Origin of the sequence: Microcystis sp. M090S1, assembly GCF_020246295.1 — a bacterium.
GTDB lineage: Bacteria > Cyanobacteriota > Cyanobacteriia > Cyanobacteriales > Microcystaceae > Microcystis > Microcystis aeruginosa.
In genome coordinates, this window is sequence record NZ_JADBTF010000116.1 from 13,359 (window position 1) to 28,796 (window position 15,438).

Consider the following 15,438-nt stretch of genomic DNA (forward strand, 5'->3'; position numbering starts at 1 on the left):
CTATCAGGAGAATATCAAATGACCACGACAACTATTGCTAGAGTTCCTCTTCACGAACCAGGAAAATTACTTGATCCCTATATCAAGGACAATGATGCTTTAATTGCTCCTGCGGAGGATTTTACTATCTCGATCAATACAATTTCACTGCAACTGTATACTAAGTACAAAGGTCATTATTTAGCAGGACAGTGGGATAATAACTATTTCGCTCTTGTCAGTCAGATAGGATTAGGAGATCAAGAAACCCCTATTTTAAAGGTTCACTATCTTAATCACATCTCTGGAATGACTTTAGATGTAACAGACATTTGGGCTGAAAATGTTGCTGTCATTGAAGACTTTCAAAAAGATGAAAAATCTCAGCGATTGTATTTATCGTTTAGTAGTTTTTGTCAAGGATTAGGACGTTCTACCTTAGAACAAGTTACCAAGTCATTGCAGCAAGTTGTGGGAACTGTAGGGGCTGCTTTTCCTAGTTTAATACCTTATACAACCCTTGGAAGTACAGCCTTACAGGGCATTAATAATATTCTAGCAACTGTTGTTGAAGCTAGATTTCAACCCCAAGTGAAAACATCAACTTTTGGTCTTTATCCTGCTAACGTTGAGCAAAGACCTGTGATTGGAGAAGCTCCCTTACAAACAGGAGCTTATGCCTTTTTCTTTGAACCCGTTGAGATAGAAACCTTGAAAATGGGCTCAGACGGAATTGTGACTGCAACTAATAATAAACCCGTGAGTCCTTACATTGTAGTTAACATCAAAAAAGGGATTACTTTAGCCCCCAGTCAAATCGAGAAAAACTTAGCCACTGAAGTATTAGAAGCTTACCACAGAACTACTAACTATCCTTTAACCCCTTCTAATACCGTGATTCCCTACTTCAATGCCTTAGAAGAATTGGGTAAAACTATTCGTTTAGCTAGTTCTACTAAGCGGTATTTTGAGTTAAAACAAAAGGGCGATCACCTCACTGAAGCGGAAGCAAAACGTCTAGAGATTCTCTTGGCTTACTTAAAGGAAAATCTCAAGAATTTTGAGCAGTAATCAATTAATTGGCATTCCCTAACTTTTAGTATTTGGAAACTGTTTAATAATAGGAGGAAACGATTATGATGTTCTCATGGACTGATTATGTGCGTGCCGTTGCTACCACCGAACAAATTCCCACTCGGTATCGCAAATTACGGGTTGTTCAATTAGCACAAGCAATCGTTGAATCTGCACGAGGTACGAGTAAACTTTTTCAAGAAGCGGGAAACCCCGGTGGACTCAAATGGCGAGATAAAATTGACGACAATTACACCGAAAAAATCACCCATCAAATTTGGTTAGTTACCCCTAGCGAACCCAATGGTTGTTATTGGTGTCATTGGAAAACCGCAGAACAGGCCGCAATGGGATATTGGCGGTTTATCGGTCGTCCGAATTCCCCCTATCAGGGATGGGAAGAATACGATAATGATCCGGAAGGCTATTTACAATATATTTGGGAAAAAGGCTATGCCACCGACCCAAACTATGTCAGTAAGGTCAAAAATGTTTTCCCTGAAGCTCAAAGCTTACTAGATGAATATGGTGGAGAACAACCTCCCCCATCACGGGTTTTCAAAGTTGCTATTATGCCAGGACATGGAGGGACAGATTCAGGGGCAGTCAACCATGCGCTAAATTTACGGGAAAAAGACTACAACTGGAAAGAAGCAGTTGAAATTAAAGCCCGTTTAGAAGCGGAAGGCAATTATCAAGTGATTATCTGTCGTCAAGAAAATGAATTAGCTTCCCTTTCAACCTTGCAACAACGAGCTAATGACAGTGGTGCAAATGTTTGTTTGTGTCTGCATCATAATGCTTGTAACCGACAGGCAAAAGGTTGGTGGTTATTTTATGTGAATCGGAGTCCAGAATTTGAGAAATTTATCAAAATCATCGATAAACACTTCCGAGGACTGCCTTTACAAGGACGGGGTTATGAATACGCTGGAACGCCCTTTGCCCATGACTGGTATAGTCGTGTCTGGAATTGTACCCATGCTTGTACCATGCCCACCATCTTGTTTGAAAGTTGCTTCATTGACAATGATGAAGATGCTCGTTGGTTGAGAGATGGCGGTTATCAGCAAATCGTTGAGAAAATTTGTGCGGGAGTTAAGGAATATTTAGGAAGTCAACCACCCCTACCTCAGCCTGAAAAATTCGTCTTTGTCTGTGATGCCAATCCGCCTTTAAATGTGCGGAAAGGTGCAGGAAGTAATTATGATCCTGTGGGGCGTTTAGATAACGGGACACGATTAACGGTTGTAGGTGAAGAGGGCAATTGGCTCAAAATTAGTAAACCGATTGAAGGTTATGTTCATCGTGACTTGACAAAATCTTCCTATTGCGTGTTTGTCAATGACCCGAATCCGCCCTTAAAAGTCCGTTCAGGGGCAGGAACAAACTTTTCAGTGGTCACGGAACTGACTAATGGCACACCCTTAAACGTGATAGGGACGGATGACAATTGGCTTCGCATTGATAAACCTGTGGAAGGTTATGTCTTTACTTCTTTAACTTCCTCGCTGCATCGAGTCTTTGCTGCTGATGCCAATCCTCCCTTAAATGTGCGCTCTGGACCTGGGACTACCTATGAAAAAGTGGGTCAATTAGACAATAATACGGCTTTAACTGTCGTAGATGCTGGTTTGGATAGTCAAGGTGCGAGATGGCTTCGTATTAGTTCACCTTGTTCTGGTTGGGTCCTAGAAAGTTTAACCTCCGATCGCCTAATGGGTTCGGGAATCAATCCTCTTGCTTTCAATCTATCAGAAAGTGAGCAATACGATTATTGTGCCGAGATTATCACCCATAATGGCGGAACATTGCGTAAACGTAACTTAATCTCTTTCCGCAAAGAAACCAGTACAAAAGTCAATGATTGGCATGGTTGTTACGATGATATTACTTACATGATCTGGAAAGATGGCGCGGGGAAACACGCTCGTAAATACGCCTCTAACACGGAACCCTCATCTCAGTATGAAGATAGTAATAATCCATTGGCTGATCGCAACAGAATGGGGGTTGATGCAAATGGTGATGGACGACTGGATTTAGGACGTTTACCCGAAGGATATTACGAATATAAAACAGGAACAAGTGCCACCTTGGGTAAAGTATTGTGTCCTACCGCATCAGCCATGGCGGAACGAGATACCAGTCACGATGGCCTATTTCAACCTAATGAACCTCGTGCTTCTGCTGGAACAACGATGTTATTTCATCAAGGTGGAGAAACGAATCCTTTCAGTGCTGGATGTCAAACCATGCCTCCCAATGAATACACCAGATTTTGGAATGATTTAAACAGCAACGGTGATCCCGGTGTCATTGGTTATACCATTGTTCGCTGGTGTTCAATTGCTTAACTCCTTGTCCAAAAATTCACGTCAAGTTAAGCAATCACAGATAAAATATTGTCGGCATTGACTTAACTTGATTACCAAGGATAGCAACACTATTGGCTGAAATAGCCAGATAAAAGTCAAGGCGATCGAGATGTTCATTTTGTCTTTGACGAATACGCAGAAGTCAAAGAAACTTAAACTTTTTGTTAGGTAGGGCAAAATCAATCTAATCCCCTCCTAGTTTTAATAATTATGATCACTTATTTGAGGACTTAATTATGATATCAATTCCTGAAGAACTCAATCCCAATCAAGGCATACCGGGATGGTTAGAACTCGATGATTTAAGCCTTCATGGAGACATGGTAGCACGCATCCCTAAAGGTGCTTATGTCAAAGGAATGATCGGTGGAGAAAAACCTTTTTTTCCCATCTCTGAAATGCTTGGTACAGCTATCTCTAAACCTGAAGGAGTAAATAGCAATCATGGATGGGTTGAATTAGAAACTCTGACCTTTCATCGTGACATAGAAGCTGTTGCACCCATTCCTCCTTATGTATGGGGAGAGATGGATGAAAACAACAATTTTTATCCCGATAAACCTTATACTATTGTGCGTTCAAATGATTTTATTGGCAATGGAGAAGAACAGTTTATGACTACTCAAGCCATCGAAGCATTGGTAAATACTGTCATTAAAAAATACCCCATTGATAGTACCCAAATAACCGATCCAAGACAAAAATTTACTTTATTAGCTGGATCGAAACTTGAGATTCAACAGTATGACAGGGTGGATCATAATCATTGGAAATTGGTTTTATCTTCTCCTGTGAATGGTTCGGTTACATGGTTTGCTTATAGTCCCCATGTCAATATCCTTCGCCCAAATATTAACCGAAGCACGGTGATTACTTACCAAATCTTAAACGATGACAATGGGAAGCTGAAAGCAACCGCTAAATTAGCCTGTAACTTTTGGAATCGTTTTGTCATTCCTCAGTCTAATATTGTGATCCGACTAGGAACATTTTATAGTCCTGGTTCTGTGATTGCTAGAGCCTATAAACCTTATCAACAAGGCAATACCGTCTATGGCAAGATTGAGTTTAATACTAAGTATCTTGGAACGTTTACTAATTATGGTATTGCTGGCACAATTATTCACGAAATTGGACATACATTAGGATTTGGTTGGGATCAATGGATGAATTTGTTTTATCAAAATACGGGTGCTTTTAAACCCGAAACAATCAAGAAGATTCCCGAACTACAATATATGTTTGTTGAAACCGATTATGGTCCAGGAACAGCATATTCCCACTGGGACGAAGAACGATTTGATCAGGAATTAATGACGGGATTCAAAGATACCTATGAATATGTCTTACCTGTGACGATTAAAGTGATGGCACTTCTCGGTCATGTTATTGCTGAGGAATTAATCCAAAAAACGAATTTAGAAACCTTGATTCGTGAGATTGAAGATGTTCTATTCACCATGACAGAAACAGTCCAAGAAATTAACTTTGAATACTATAAAGATACCGAAATATCGGAGGAAATTTACACCGCATTGACCTAAAATTGTCAACATAAATATGGGGGGAGTTATTACTATTTTCCTGAATTAAGCTTCCCCCGATCGAGTGTTTCATAATTTAAGGACTGTTTCTATGAAAATTACCCACCTTTTCAAGCTATTATCAGCACTTAGTTTGGCTCTTCTTCTCGGTTGGCTTTTCCCGATGGCTCATATTAAGGCTGACAATGTATCAACACTGGGAAAATATCCTGTCTGTGAACCATCTGCTGTCGTAAAAGTAACCTGTCCAGAATCAGAAGGAAATTGCCTTTTAGTAGCAGATAATGAACAAAAAGACGCTCTCTTTCTCTATTCTGTGAGTTCTAAGCAATTAGACTCAACTCGTCAAAGTCAGTTAGCCTTAGAGAAAAAAATAAGTGACATTGAAGCGATCGCAAAATTAGATGATAATAAAGTTCTTCTCTTCGGTTCTCACAGTCGTAACAATAAATGTGAGATCAAAGCAAATAGACAACGGTTTGTACAGGCTCAATTGTCGGGAAATCAATTAAAAATTATTGGTGAACTGATCCAAAGTCCTCAAATCGATTCTAAAGTTCTCTTTCAAGGTCTAGATGTGAATTCTAACAAGATTATCAGTGCCGTGAGTCGTGCTATTGATGAGGCGGAAACCAAGGCTAATCAATCATTAGGAGATAAAGTGGCGTGTGAACAAGCCAATGCTTTTAATGCGGAAGGAGCAGTAGCCATTCCTGAGCCTTTATCCCTCGAAAAATTCAAGATTTGGATTGGCTTACGTTCTCCCGTTGTCACATTAGACGCTAAGAATTATGCTGTTTTACTATCAATGGCTAATCTGGATAACTATCAATTCGATGGTGCAACACTTCTAGATTTAGGGGGACGGGGAATCAGAGAAATTACCTTTGATAATAACCAGATTTGGGGAATTGCTGGCGGGCCGAAAGATGGTCAAGATAATTTCGTTTTTTGGAAACTATCGGCTGAGGATCTCAAACCCAATACGATTCTTAAACCTGAAATCCTTCGAGAATTACCCCAGTCATCAGAAGGATTAGCGATCGTTGATGGAACAGCCTATATTTTGATTGATGGCAATAGTGGGGATTCTGGAAATCAGTGTGCAATACCTGCCAAGTTTATGCAATTTACTGTCCCTAATTAGGGTTATGTCCTCAAATTTTGCTAGTTTTGAGACTTAGATAATCCTCTGATATTGAAAAAAAGGAGAATCAATGATGACTACCCAAAAACTGAAAGCTCTAGTCAATACTGTTATCAAACAATCTACCCTAGATAGCAGTCAGATTACTGATCCTACTCAAAAATTTTCCTTGATAGCTGGAGGTGAACTTGAGATTAATAGCTATCAATCTGCCGCTAATAATCACTGGCAATTAACACTAACAACCCCTGTTAATGGTGTAACAAAATGGTTTGCTTATAAGCCTCATCTAGAAATTCTGACAACAGCATTAGATAAAATTAAAACCATTAATGCTGAATTTCCGAATATTGGTGTTTATCATCGCTCTAATGACCAAGATCGTGAATCTGCGGGTTCAGGAAGAGGCATTTTTCCCTCTGGTAACGAACCTGATCATCGTTCCGAGACAACTTATTTACCCTTTGTTATGGCCACACGACGGCAAACCGATATGATGGCCAGACAAGCTTATTTACTCTTACCTGAATCTATTCGGAAAGAGACTGCTTTTTTAATTAGCGATCGCCTCATTCAATCCCCTGAAGAATATATTCCCTACATTGAACAAAAGAAACAAGTTGTTCTTATTGGGAGTTTTATGGGCTTAAAACAAGAAATTACTAGCTTAGGAGACTATCAGAATAGCAATTCTGACAATCAATTACTCCGAGCTTTTCATAACATGGAGCTTCGTCAATTAGAGTATTCCATTGATTTAGTTAAGAGTCTGAATAAGCCTATCATTGATATTGTTTTTGCCATCGGTGACTCTCCCTCTAAATATGCTGATGAATTTCGTTCCGAGATTATGGAAAAACGCTTACATCAGCTATTAGGATCTCGTGGATTAGCTCATTTAAAACGCCCTTTAACTTGGGGGGCTGATGATACCACTTTACGGGCATTTGCTCGCCAACTTCCTAACCTAAAACTGAAAGTGATTACTGCAAATTCTCAAGCCAAACATCACTATGATGGCTATAGAACTACAGAAGAAATTGTCAAATATATAACTCAGGAATTAGGTATTACTATCGTCAATGATGATAATTGGGATGCTCAAGTGTTTATTTTTGATCGCCATCCCCAAGCTTCCTATCATTTTGGTGACAACTTTAATGATACTAATCAGAAAGCACTGGATCAAAAGATAGCTAATCAGTTAAAAGCTTTACCAACCAATCAACAGAGCAAAACGATTATTATTGATGGACGAAATCCCAATGGAGCTTTTAATTCTCTTTGTATTCCTCCATCGGATAAGTTTCTTGCTTTTGGAGGTTGGGGAACATTTGGCAATGTCTGCGCTCAGACTTTAGCAATGGCTAAAATTTTACACTTTACGGATAAGCCTAACAAACTGGCTATCCAACGTCAGTTATTACTGGAAGCTGTGGCTCATGATGTCTTTATTATTGGCTATGAAGCCGCTCAATCTTCCAATAGTCCTCTACGCAAACGCTTGGCTGAAATAGGAGGTCGTTATCTTCATAAAGAATGTAAAGATCAACGATATAAAGATGACAAAGAAGTCCAAAAAACTTATCAACAAATTAATCGTTTTGTTAACGAACAAATGTCTAAACTAATACCAGAAATGGGTTCTACTCAATTAGTCGTTGTCCCTCAACTATGGCGAACTTTTGAAAGTCAAGTTTTCGTTAATGGGGGAGAATTATCCGTTGCAGGAGTTTATCATCAAGATTTACCTTCTGCTACCTTTAATCCTTTTCAAGCAGTAAAAAATGTCAAAAAATTTGGACTCGATGAACTGCTTCAAGAATTTTAATTAATTGGGGATTGTCATTGTCTTTTGATATCGGCGGGGTTAACAACCAAAGTCACAAAATAAGGAGAAAATATGAAAGACGCTATCCAATTTCAAAAACCCAATTATCAAATCCGTTCTCTGACGTTTAGTCCTAACGGTCAGTTTCTAGCAACGATTGGCGAAAACGCTGACAAGTATCAAACGGTTGTTCTCTGGGAAACAGCTTCTAGTCGAGAGCTTGCTCAATTAGATGCTAATATAGAACCGCCCGGAATTCTTCAAGTTCTCTTTAGTCCTGATAGTCAAATTGTTCTAACAGTTCAGGGTTTTCTAGGGCAAGTTACCCTCTGGAAAATGCCATCGGGCGAAAAACTCAAAGAACTTTCTATTGGCAATCTAGTTGCTATTAGTCCTAATAGTCAGATTTTAGCCGCTACTCACTTTCCTATTTATGAACCAGAGGATTTTGAAAGTCGTCACAGTACCATCGGTTTGTATTCTCTTACTGGTGAATCATTAGGTCATCTTGAGGGTAATGAACACTATATCTATGACTTACAAATAAGTCCAGATGGTCAATATTTAGCGGCTATCGATCATCCTCGTGGTGAAGAAAGTGGAACGTTGAGATTGTGGAATCTCTCCCCTTTCTCATCATTTAATTAACTTTTGCAAACAATCCCATAGGAGAAATACCATGACTTCCCTACAAATTATCAATCCTACCAATCATGCTCGCTTTGAATGTCTAAAACCTGTTACTTTTACAGGCAAAGTAAATTCTGGAATAGTCACTGTAGAACTCAAAGCAGATGACAAATATTCCCTAGGCAATAATCAGGTTAAAGCAGACGGTTCTTGGTCGATTACTTATTCAGGATTCACGAATCCTGGTGATCGCAAAATTACCGCTATCGCTCACACTCAAACCAATCAAAATAAAGAAGAAACCAGCATTCTGATTCATGTGGCAGCTCCCTCAGATTATACTAAAACTATTTATGGGGGTCTGGTTTTAGATGATTACAAAAAGCTTAAACACACCCAGTCTCTGCCGACAGACCACAAGTTAAGTGATGCCGAAGGATGCCGGTTATTTGAACAAGGAATCCTGCCCATTCTTCAGTCCAAAACAACCTTTATGGAAGCAACGGAGGAAGGTCATAAGAAACTAAACGAATTAGTTGAACAAAACAAAGATCAATACGGTATTCATCATGCACCCTGTGCTTATTCTGTCTCCTGTGTGATGAAATATCTGGCTGAAAAGTTAGGATTAGCCACCGTCAAAGCACTTTTCCAAGACCCCTGTTTAATTGATAATGTTCAAGTTACAGGCGTTGAGAAAAAACTGCGTCGTCTGGGATTTCTCTACTTTTTGAAAGAAGATTACCTAGCACCTCGTGGGGCAATTGGAGCAAGATGGCCTCGAAATAATCAGGATCAATCGGATCACATTTATTACATCACCAAAGATGGAGCAAAACGGACTCAATTTCCCAACCCAGAGAATTATTGGGATGATCAACAGGGCAAACACGAAACCGGAATAAACGGGCCTAAATGGCAAATTAAAGACCTTCATGCTGAAAACCTCGATTTCTTCGATCATGTTTTTATGCAATGGGAGAATGGCTATACCGAAGGATTTTGGTTGCCACCGGGTATTTATCCTTTAAATCGTGGTTTCAATCTGTCGAATCTTTAGTTCCGTATTCTAACAATGCCCATGGGCCGACCGTTTAAAGTAAGTGGCACTTCGGTAATAGCTCAGTTTCTAATGGCAATTGGTCAGTCTCTTATCGTTTTACTGACAACGGCAAACGTCAAATTGAAGCGAGAGGATTTGATCAAGATAATCATTCTGTTGCTAGTGAAAAGATTACTTTAGAAATTGAAGCTTCTTCCATATAGCGGTGTGCAGTCGTATGAGGTACAGTGTCACGAGCTATAAACCATGCTAGGCAAAGCTTGGTCTGTATCTCACTCAAGCGCTTACCGCTATAAGCTGTGAACCAAGAACGAAACTCTTTGAAATTGGCGGTCATTCTGTTTGGCAAATTTCAGGACAAACCGCTTTTTTCTATCAATCAAAAATGAGTATTGATGCCGATGGTGCGCCGAATGCCTATCATCCCGACAATATTGGCTTAGATGATCTGAAAAATGCCGGTTATCCAAATACGTCTTGGTGGAAGAATATTCTTGTCCCTGACCCTCAAAATCCTAATCGAGCTTATGAGCAACGGGAGCATCTCATTTATGCAAGCGAGTAATTATACTTGTCCCTAAAACTGGTTTCTAGCAAGGCTTTCAAAATAGCTTGACATAAAACCTGATTTAGGGGTTACAAAGGTGAGCATGAGCAATGCCCACCTGAGTTTTTTTTAAGGAGTAATTACCATGAATAAAGTTGCTGTAATCACAGGTTTAGCCCTAGCATATTTTGGTGTTAATGTCAATAGTTTGCAAGGGGCAAATATCACCTACAATTTTCAAGGTGTCATAACTTATGGAAGTCTGACGGGAACTTATTCCAGTTCGGCTAGTTTCGATAATGCGGCGATTACAGGAGTGGATTTTGAATCTATCCCCTTGACCAATATTAGTTTTAATCTACTCTCCAATACCTTTAATCTCGCTTCGGCCGATGCCCCTCCCGTGGCTAATTATTTCGATGGGACTTTTCTTGGCATCGATTATAGTGTCACCTCTACTAATGCTTTCTTTCCCATCGCTAATTTTGCCCTGACTAGCGGATTGTTTAACCTCAGTGAAGCGGCTTTTACCTATACTCCTCGCTTGGGTATTGCGGGACAAGGTAGCCTAACTTTTAGCAAAGTTCCTGAACCTTCTATCGTTATCGGTTTAATCATTTTAGGAGGAATAGGTTTTGTCCTCCGCAAAAGGCCATAACTAATTTGAGACTTCCTTCGCTAAAAACGCCTACGTCTAAAGCTCTTGCTAAAGTAACTCAAGAATATATTTTGGTCTGTAATGAAGTTCCGGGGGAAGGCGATAAGTTGTCTATTTCGAGGTTCCCTATTTTAGCACGATGGTAAGTAGGGAGGCACAATTATTTGTAGGATGGGTTAGCGGTAGCGTAACCCATGCTGGCGTTGGGTTTCATGCTTCAACCCAACCTACGTTCATCTTATATTTAATTCCACCCACCTACTTATTGCTACTCGATTTTATAGAGATAGGCTTCTGGGGTTTCCAGAAGGGAAGTCATCGGGCGATCGAGAGGGGGGGTTTTGGCGAGGGTAAAAATTGGAAATAAATCGTTCATTTGGATAGCCATTTTAAATTTCGGCTGTATATAATAACTACCCGATGGGCAGGCATTGGTTATCGTTAGCTCTCTTTTGGTCATAAAGGTATCGATATAATCATACTGACCATGCTCTTTTCTTTTGCCTTTCTTGGCCGGATCACAAAGGGGTGAACCGACCGGAATCTGATTGATAATTTCCACTGTATCGGCCACGGATAGGAGTCTTTCGGAACCGTATTTACTAGCAAGATAACGTTGATTGAAATAGAGATTAGTTGCGATAGAATAGCCGATGATAATTGCTAGAACTAGACCGAGGATCCTGTCGAAAGTCTTAGTAAAGTTTAGATAGGCCAGACTAGCGATCGCCAAGAGGATAGGAGCAAACCAGAGTAAGATTTTACGATGGGAATAAAAATGCTCATCAGGATAATTAGAGGAAGCGTAGAGAAAAATTATCCAAGTGATCGCAAAAAAGCCGATCAGTGTTTTATTGCCTCGATATTTTTTGATGACTATGTATAGAGAAATGCCGAAAAAAATAGCCGAAACTACGACATTGAAAATCGATATATTGTCATTCAAAAAAAACACTTGATTACCCAGATAAACCGTTTCCCAAATCGCTTTAAATAGACGAGTGAACAGATTACTCGATGGTTCACCGCTCGCCCCCTTCTCCGTGAGCGCTCTCACCAGTCCTTTCGTATTGGCGAAATTCCGAACTATCTCACTATTCCAATACATAATCAAGGCGAGATTTGCGGAGAGAATCGATAGAAAAGGCAAAAGACATTTACGAGTATTCTTGCGATTTCGATAAACAAACCCTAGAGAGGCGATAACAGAAGTCACTGGGATAATTAACATCGTGGTGGTGTGTAAACTCACCAATATAGCGACGGTAATCCCGAAGAATATCCAAGCTATAGCCTGATAGAGCAGCGGCTTACTCGTTTCCATCTGGAAACGATAGAGTAAAGCAAAAACGAGCAGGAAAAAGGGTATTGGGCTAGGGTTCCATGAAAAATTATTAATAAAATAGTCCCCATAAATCGTGCTATACCAAAATCCTGCCAAACTGGACAGGAGAAGACGTTTATCTTGTTCTACATTTTCTAAAAGTTGATAAACAAAGTAGATTAAGAGGGGAATCGATAGAAAAGAAAATAGTCCATTGGTAAGGACTTGAAATTCGGGAGCGGTACCGAAAATTGTCAGGGGAAACCCTAAATAAATATAGAGGGGGGGAATTGCGAATCCATATTTTCCACCCCCACCCGCAAGTCCCAATTGAGGAAAGTTTCCCTTCCACATATCCATCCAAAGATAACCAAAGGTAATCTGATCGGGATCGGGTCCGATATCGAAGGTAACGTATTCAAAAATACTGACAATCCTGGTGAAAAAGGCAAAGGCGATCGCTAGAATCCCTAAAATCAGTGCCATTCCTCGGACTTTATTGATTGATTTCCCCATAAGTGTCGGTATTTTTATCCTAAAATTGTCTGGTAGCTTCGTGACCGTATCCCCGAATGTTTATCTTCGCATGGTAGCACGAATTTCTAGTCCTACTCGGTCAGGATTATAGCGTTAAAGATGAAGTATAACCTGATTTAGCATTACTGGCCGACTCCCCAAAACGAAAACTTCGTACCTCACCATGAAGATAACTGCTATAAGATTTAAGAGCCTGTTTAGCAATAAACTGGACACACTCGCTTAACAAAATTTTTTTTAGACAGATATTGGACACAATCGGGAATCCCGTGTTAAACTGCCTCGATAAGATGATGTCACTCTCAAAGCCCTTCACTATATAATCTAATGGTAATACAATCGGTCAGTTTAACAGTTAAGGACTATAAGTCTAACATTCCCGTGGCCATCTTGTGTGGTGGCAAAGGAACCCGACTGCGGGAAGAAACCGAATTTCGACCTAAACCGATGATTGCCATCGGAAATCGGCCAATTATTTGGCATATCATGAAAACTTATGCCCAATATGGGCTAACTGACTTTATGCTCTGTCTAGGGTACAAAGGGGAAATAATCCGGGACTATTTCTTTAACTATGATTGGAATCAAAGTGATGTCCTCTTAGAGTTAGGCAATAAAAAAGTGACCAAACTCGATAGTGGACACGAGGAGGAAGACTGGCGTATTTGGTTAATTGACACGGGACAGGAAACCATGACGGGAGGCCGTCTTAAACGTCTCACCTCTTATATAGACCAAAGCAGAAGCGATATCTTTTTAGCCACCTACGGGGATGGGGTTTGTGATGTGAATATTGCGGATCTGTTGGACTTCCATTACTCTCATGGGAAATTAGCCACTATGACGGCGGTTCGTCCTTCTTCTCGCTTTGGCGAGTTAATCATTGAGGGTAATTTAGTCACTCAATTCCAAGAAAAGCCCCAAACGGCTGAGGGATGGATTAATGGGGGGTATTTTGTCTTAAATCGCAAGGTTTTGGATTTAATTGAGGGAGATGCGACGACTTTTGAAGCACAGCCCCTAAGAACCCTGGCTGCTTTGGGAGAACTCGCCGTCTATAAGCATGAAGGGTTTTGGCAGTGTATGGATACTTACCGAGAAATGGAAATGCTCAATCACCTTTATGACACTGGACAAGCTAGATGGAAAATATGGTAAAGGAAGCATTTTAGCCTGGCAAAAAGGTCTTTATCACGGGTCATACTGGCTTTAAGGGGTCTTGGCTGGCGTTTTGGTTACTCCATCTGGGGGCAGAGGTAAAAGGCCTCAGTTTAGCCCCCAATACCACCCCCGCCTTAGCTGAGTTAGTGGCTCGTTTAATCGCTTCATGGCAACCGGATGTAGTCTTTCATTTAGCGGCGCAATGAGCGTCCTATACCGAACTCAAGTCATTGACAGATAATCAATCCTTTAATAGCAGGAGGCACTAAGTGGACATAGTAAATTCAATACATATCCAGATTAGGAAAATGCTCAAAAAGCCATCAAAAATTGATGGCAGATTTTTGGTAATTGCTGCACTCTTAGGATATTTTGGGTTATTGTATGTAGCTAATTTTTTTGTTCCCTATCACAAGTTTTGGAGGAGACTTGGGGTTCCTGCGCTTAAAAACCCTTTTATGGATCTTGGACTCGTATTAGGTGGTTTTGATTGTGATCGATTGACAGGAGAAGTTTCCCTAACAAATAATTCTTGCTTCAATCAAATATCTTATCCTAGTAGTTGGTCTTTATTAACTTGGCTGGGGTTAGAGCAGCGTGATACTATATTTTTGGGAGTTTTCTTTGCTTTAATCTTTTATGGGATAACTTTAATTATCATTGGCAGATTAAATTATCAAGAAGCTGTAGTTTATGCCCTAATTTTATGCTCACCACCGGTAATGCTTTTAGTGGAACGTGGCAACGTAGATATTGTTATCTATTCTTGGCTTGGTGTCGGACTGATAATAATTAAGAATAGCCGAGCCTTAATTTTTAGGTTGTGTGCCTACTTATTAATATTTTTTTGGGGAGTTATTAAACTATTTCCCATTTTTGGTCTGACGGTAATTATTAAAGAAAAAAGAAATCTATTTCTGTTCTTGGCAGCTATTTTTACCACTGCTTTTATTACTTATTTTCTCGCTAGTATAGAGGAGATGAAAACTATCTCAGAAGCATTTGATGTTGAGCGTGTTTGGTTTCGTTTTGGCCATCAAGCCCTCTTTTTGAAAGTCAAACCTTTTCTATCAAATCTTTCTTTATTTACCAGCAGCGATATTGATATTAAAAAGACGATCAGATACATAATTTATATAATTATGAGTTTATTAACGCTATTAATCTTGACCAGATTTTTATTGTCGAAATTTAAAATTTTTCAACAATGGCTTAGTTCCGATTTTGTATCAACGGATGCGGGCAAATCTTTGGATAAAAGTCAATATATTGATTATTTCCGTCTTGCAGCAGGCCTTTATTTAGGAAATTTTCTAGTTATTGGCCTTGTTATGGATTACAAATTAACTTTTCTAATCTTTGCCCTTCCTCAAATACTGGACTGGATTAAGCAAGAAAATCAATTAAGCTTGTCTTCCAGTATAGCTTTAGTCGCTATGGTGACAACCTTTTACGCAAGTCCATTCTTATATCCTTGGTTAGTTGATGAAATGATCAATTGGCTCTTAGCTGCCAATTTATTATACATGGCAATTCTCTCTATGCCTGAATGGCTAAAAAGTTTA

Annotated in this window: 12 protein-coding genes and 1 pseudogene; 12 read left to right on the plus strand and 1 reads right to left on the minus strand. The window is 39.7% G+C overall.

The genetic code is table 11. The annotated features are described in order from the left end of the window. The first annotated feature begins 18 nt into the window (after positions 1–18). The 9 genes from IM477_RS05405 to IM477_RS05445 all read left to right on the plus strand — a co-directional run bounded on the left by IM477_RS05405 (position 19) and on the right by IM477_RS05445 (position 10,851). Positions 19–1,050 carry a hypothetical protein gene (locus IM477_RS05405; RefSeq protein WP_287730840.1) on the plus strand — a complete coding sequence of 344 codons (1,032 nt, stop codon included), beginning with the start codon at positions 19–21 and terminating at the stop codon, positions 1,048–1,050. A gap of 65 nt (positions 1,051–1,115) precedes the next feature. Continuing rightward, entirely contained in the window at positions 1,116–3,410 is a 2,295-nt protein-coding gene (locus IM477_RS05410; protein WP_287730841.1) for an SH3 domain-containing protein, read from the plus strand. Positions 3,411–3,667: 257 nt separating this feature from the next. Further along, positions 3,668–4,975: a leishmanolysin-related zinc metalloendopeptidase gene (locus tag IM477_RS05415; protein WP_287730842.1), complete on the plus strand. Its 1,308-nt coding sequence runs from the start codon at positions 3,668–3,670 to the stop codon at positions 4,973–4,975. Between the two features lie 91 nt (positions 4,976–5,066). Beyond that, entirely contained in the window at positions 5,067–6,122 is a 1,056-nt protein-coding gene (locus IM477_RS05420) for a DUF3616 domain-containing protein (protein WP_002753633.1), read from the plus strand. A gap of 70 nt (positions 6,123–6,192) precedes the next feature. Next, positions 6,193–7,953: a DUF4127 family protein gene (locus IM477_RS05425; RefSeq protein ID WP_287730843.1), complete on the plus strand. Its 1,761-nt coding sequence runs from the start codon at positions 6,193–6,195 to the stop codon at positions 7,951–7,953. A gap of 72 nt (positions 7,954–8,025) precedes the next feature. Next, entirely contained in the window at positions 8,026–8,601 is a 576-nt protein-coding gene (locus tag IM477_RS05430; RefSeq protein WP_002756787.1) for a WD40 repeat domain-containing protein, read from the plus strand. Between the two features lie 31 nt (positions 8,602–8,632). Then, positions 8,633–9,643 (plus strand): hypothetical protein, encoded by a 1,011-nt coding sequence (locus IM477_RS05435; RefSeq protein ID WP_287730844.1) that lies wholly within the window; start codon positions 8,633–8,635, stop codon positions 9,641–9,643. Positions 9,644–10,031: 388 nt separating this feature from the next. Next, positions 10,032–10,211, plus strand: a complete 180-nt coding sequence (locus IM477_RS05440; RefSeq protein ID WP_002756784.1) for a hypothetical protein — start codon at positions 10,032–10,034, stop codon at positions 10,209–10,211. A gap of 127 nt (positions 10,212–10,338) precedes the next feature. Next, positions 10,339–10,851: a PEP-CTERM sorting domain-containing protein gene (locus IM477_RS05445; RefSeq protein ID WP_287730845.1), complete on the plus strand. Its 513-nt coding sequence runs from the start codon at positions 10,339–10,341 to the stop codon at positions 10,849–10,851. A 268-nt stretch (positions 10,852–11,119) separates the two neighbouring features. On the opposite strand, the gene IM477_RS05450 is transcribed toward IM477_RS05445, so the two are convergent. Continuing rightward, positions 11,120–12,691 (minus strand): hypothetical protein, encoded by a 1,572-nt coding sequence (locus IM477_RS05450; protein WP_287730846.1) that lies wholly within the window; start codon positions 12,689–12,691, stop codon positions 11,120–11,122. Between the two features lie 348 nt (positions 12,692–13,039). Here IM477_RS05450 and rfbF point away from each other — a divergent pair, with 348 nt between their 5' ends. The 3 genes and pseudogenes from rfbF to IM477_RS05465 form a co-directional block, all read left to right on the plus strand. Continuing rightward, positions 13,040–13,870: a glucose-1-phosphate cytidylyltransferase gene (gene rfbF / locus IM477_RS05455; protein WP_199328746.1), complete on the plus strand. Its 831-nt coding sequence runs from the start codon at positions 13,040–13,042 to the stop codon at positions 13,868–13,870. Positions 13,871–13,902: 32 nt separating this feature from the next. Next, positions 13,903–14,076: pseudogene (locus IM477_RS05460) on the plus strand (NAD-dependent epimerase/dehydratase family protein); the annotation flags it as partial. Positions 14,077–14,181: 105 nt separating this feature from the next. Beyond that, positions 14,182–15,438: hypothetical protein (locus IM477_RS05465; RefSeq protein WP_287730847.1), on the plus strand; the 1,257-nt coding region annotated here is incomplete at its 3' end.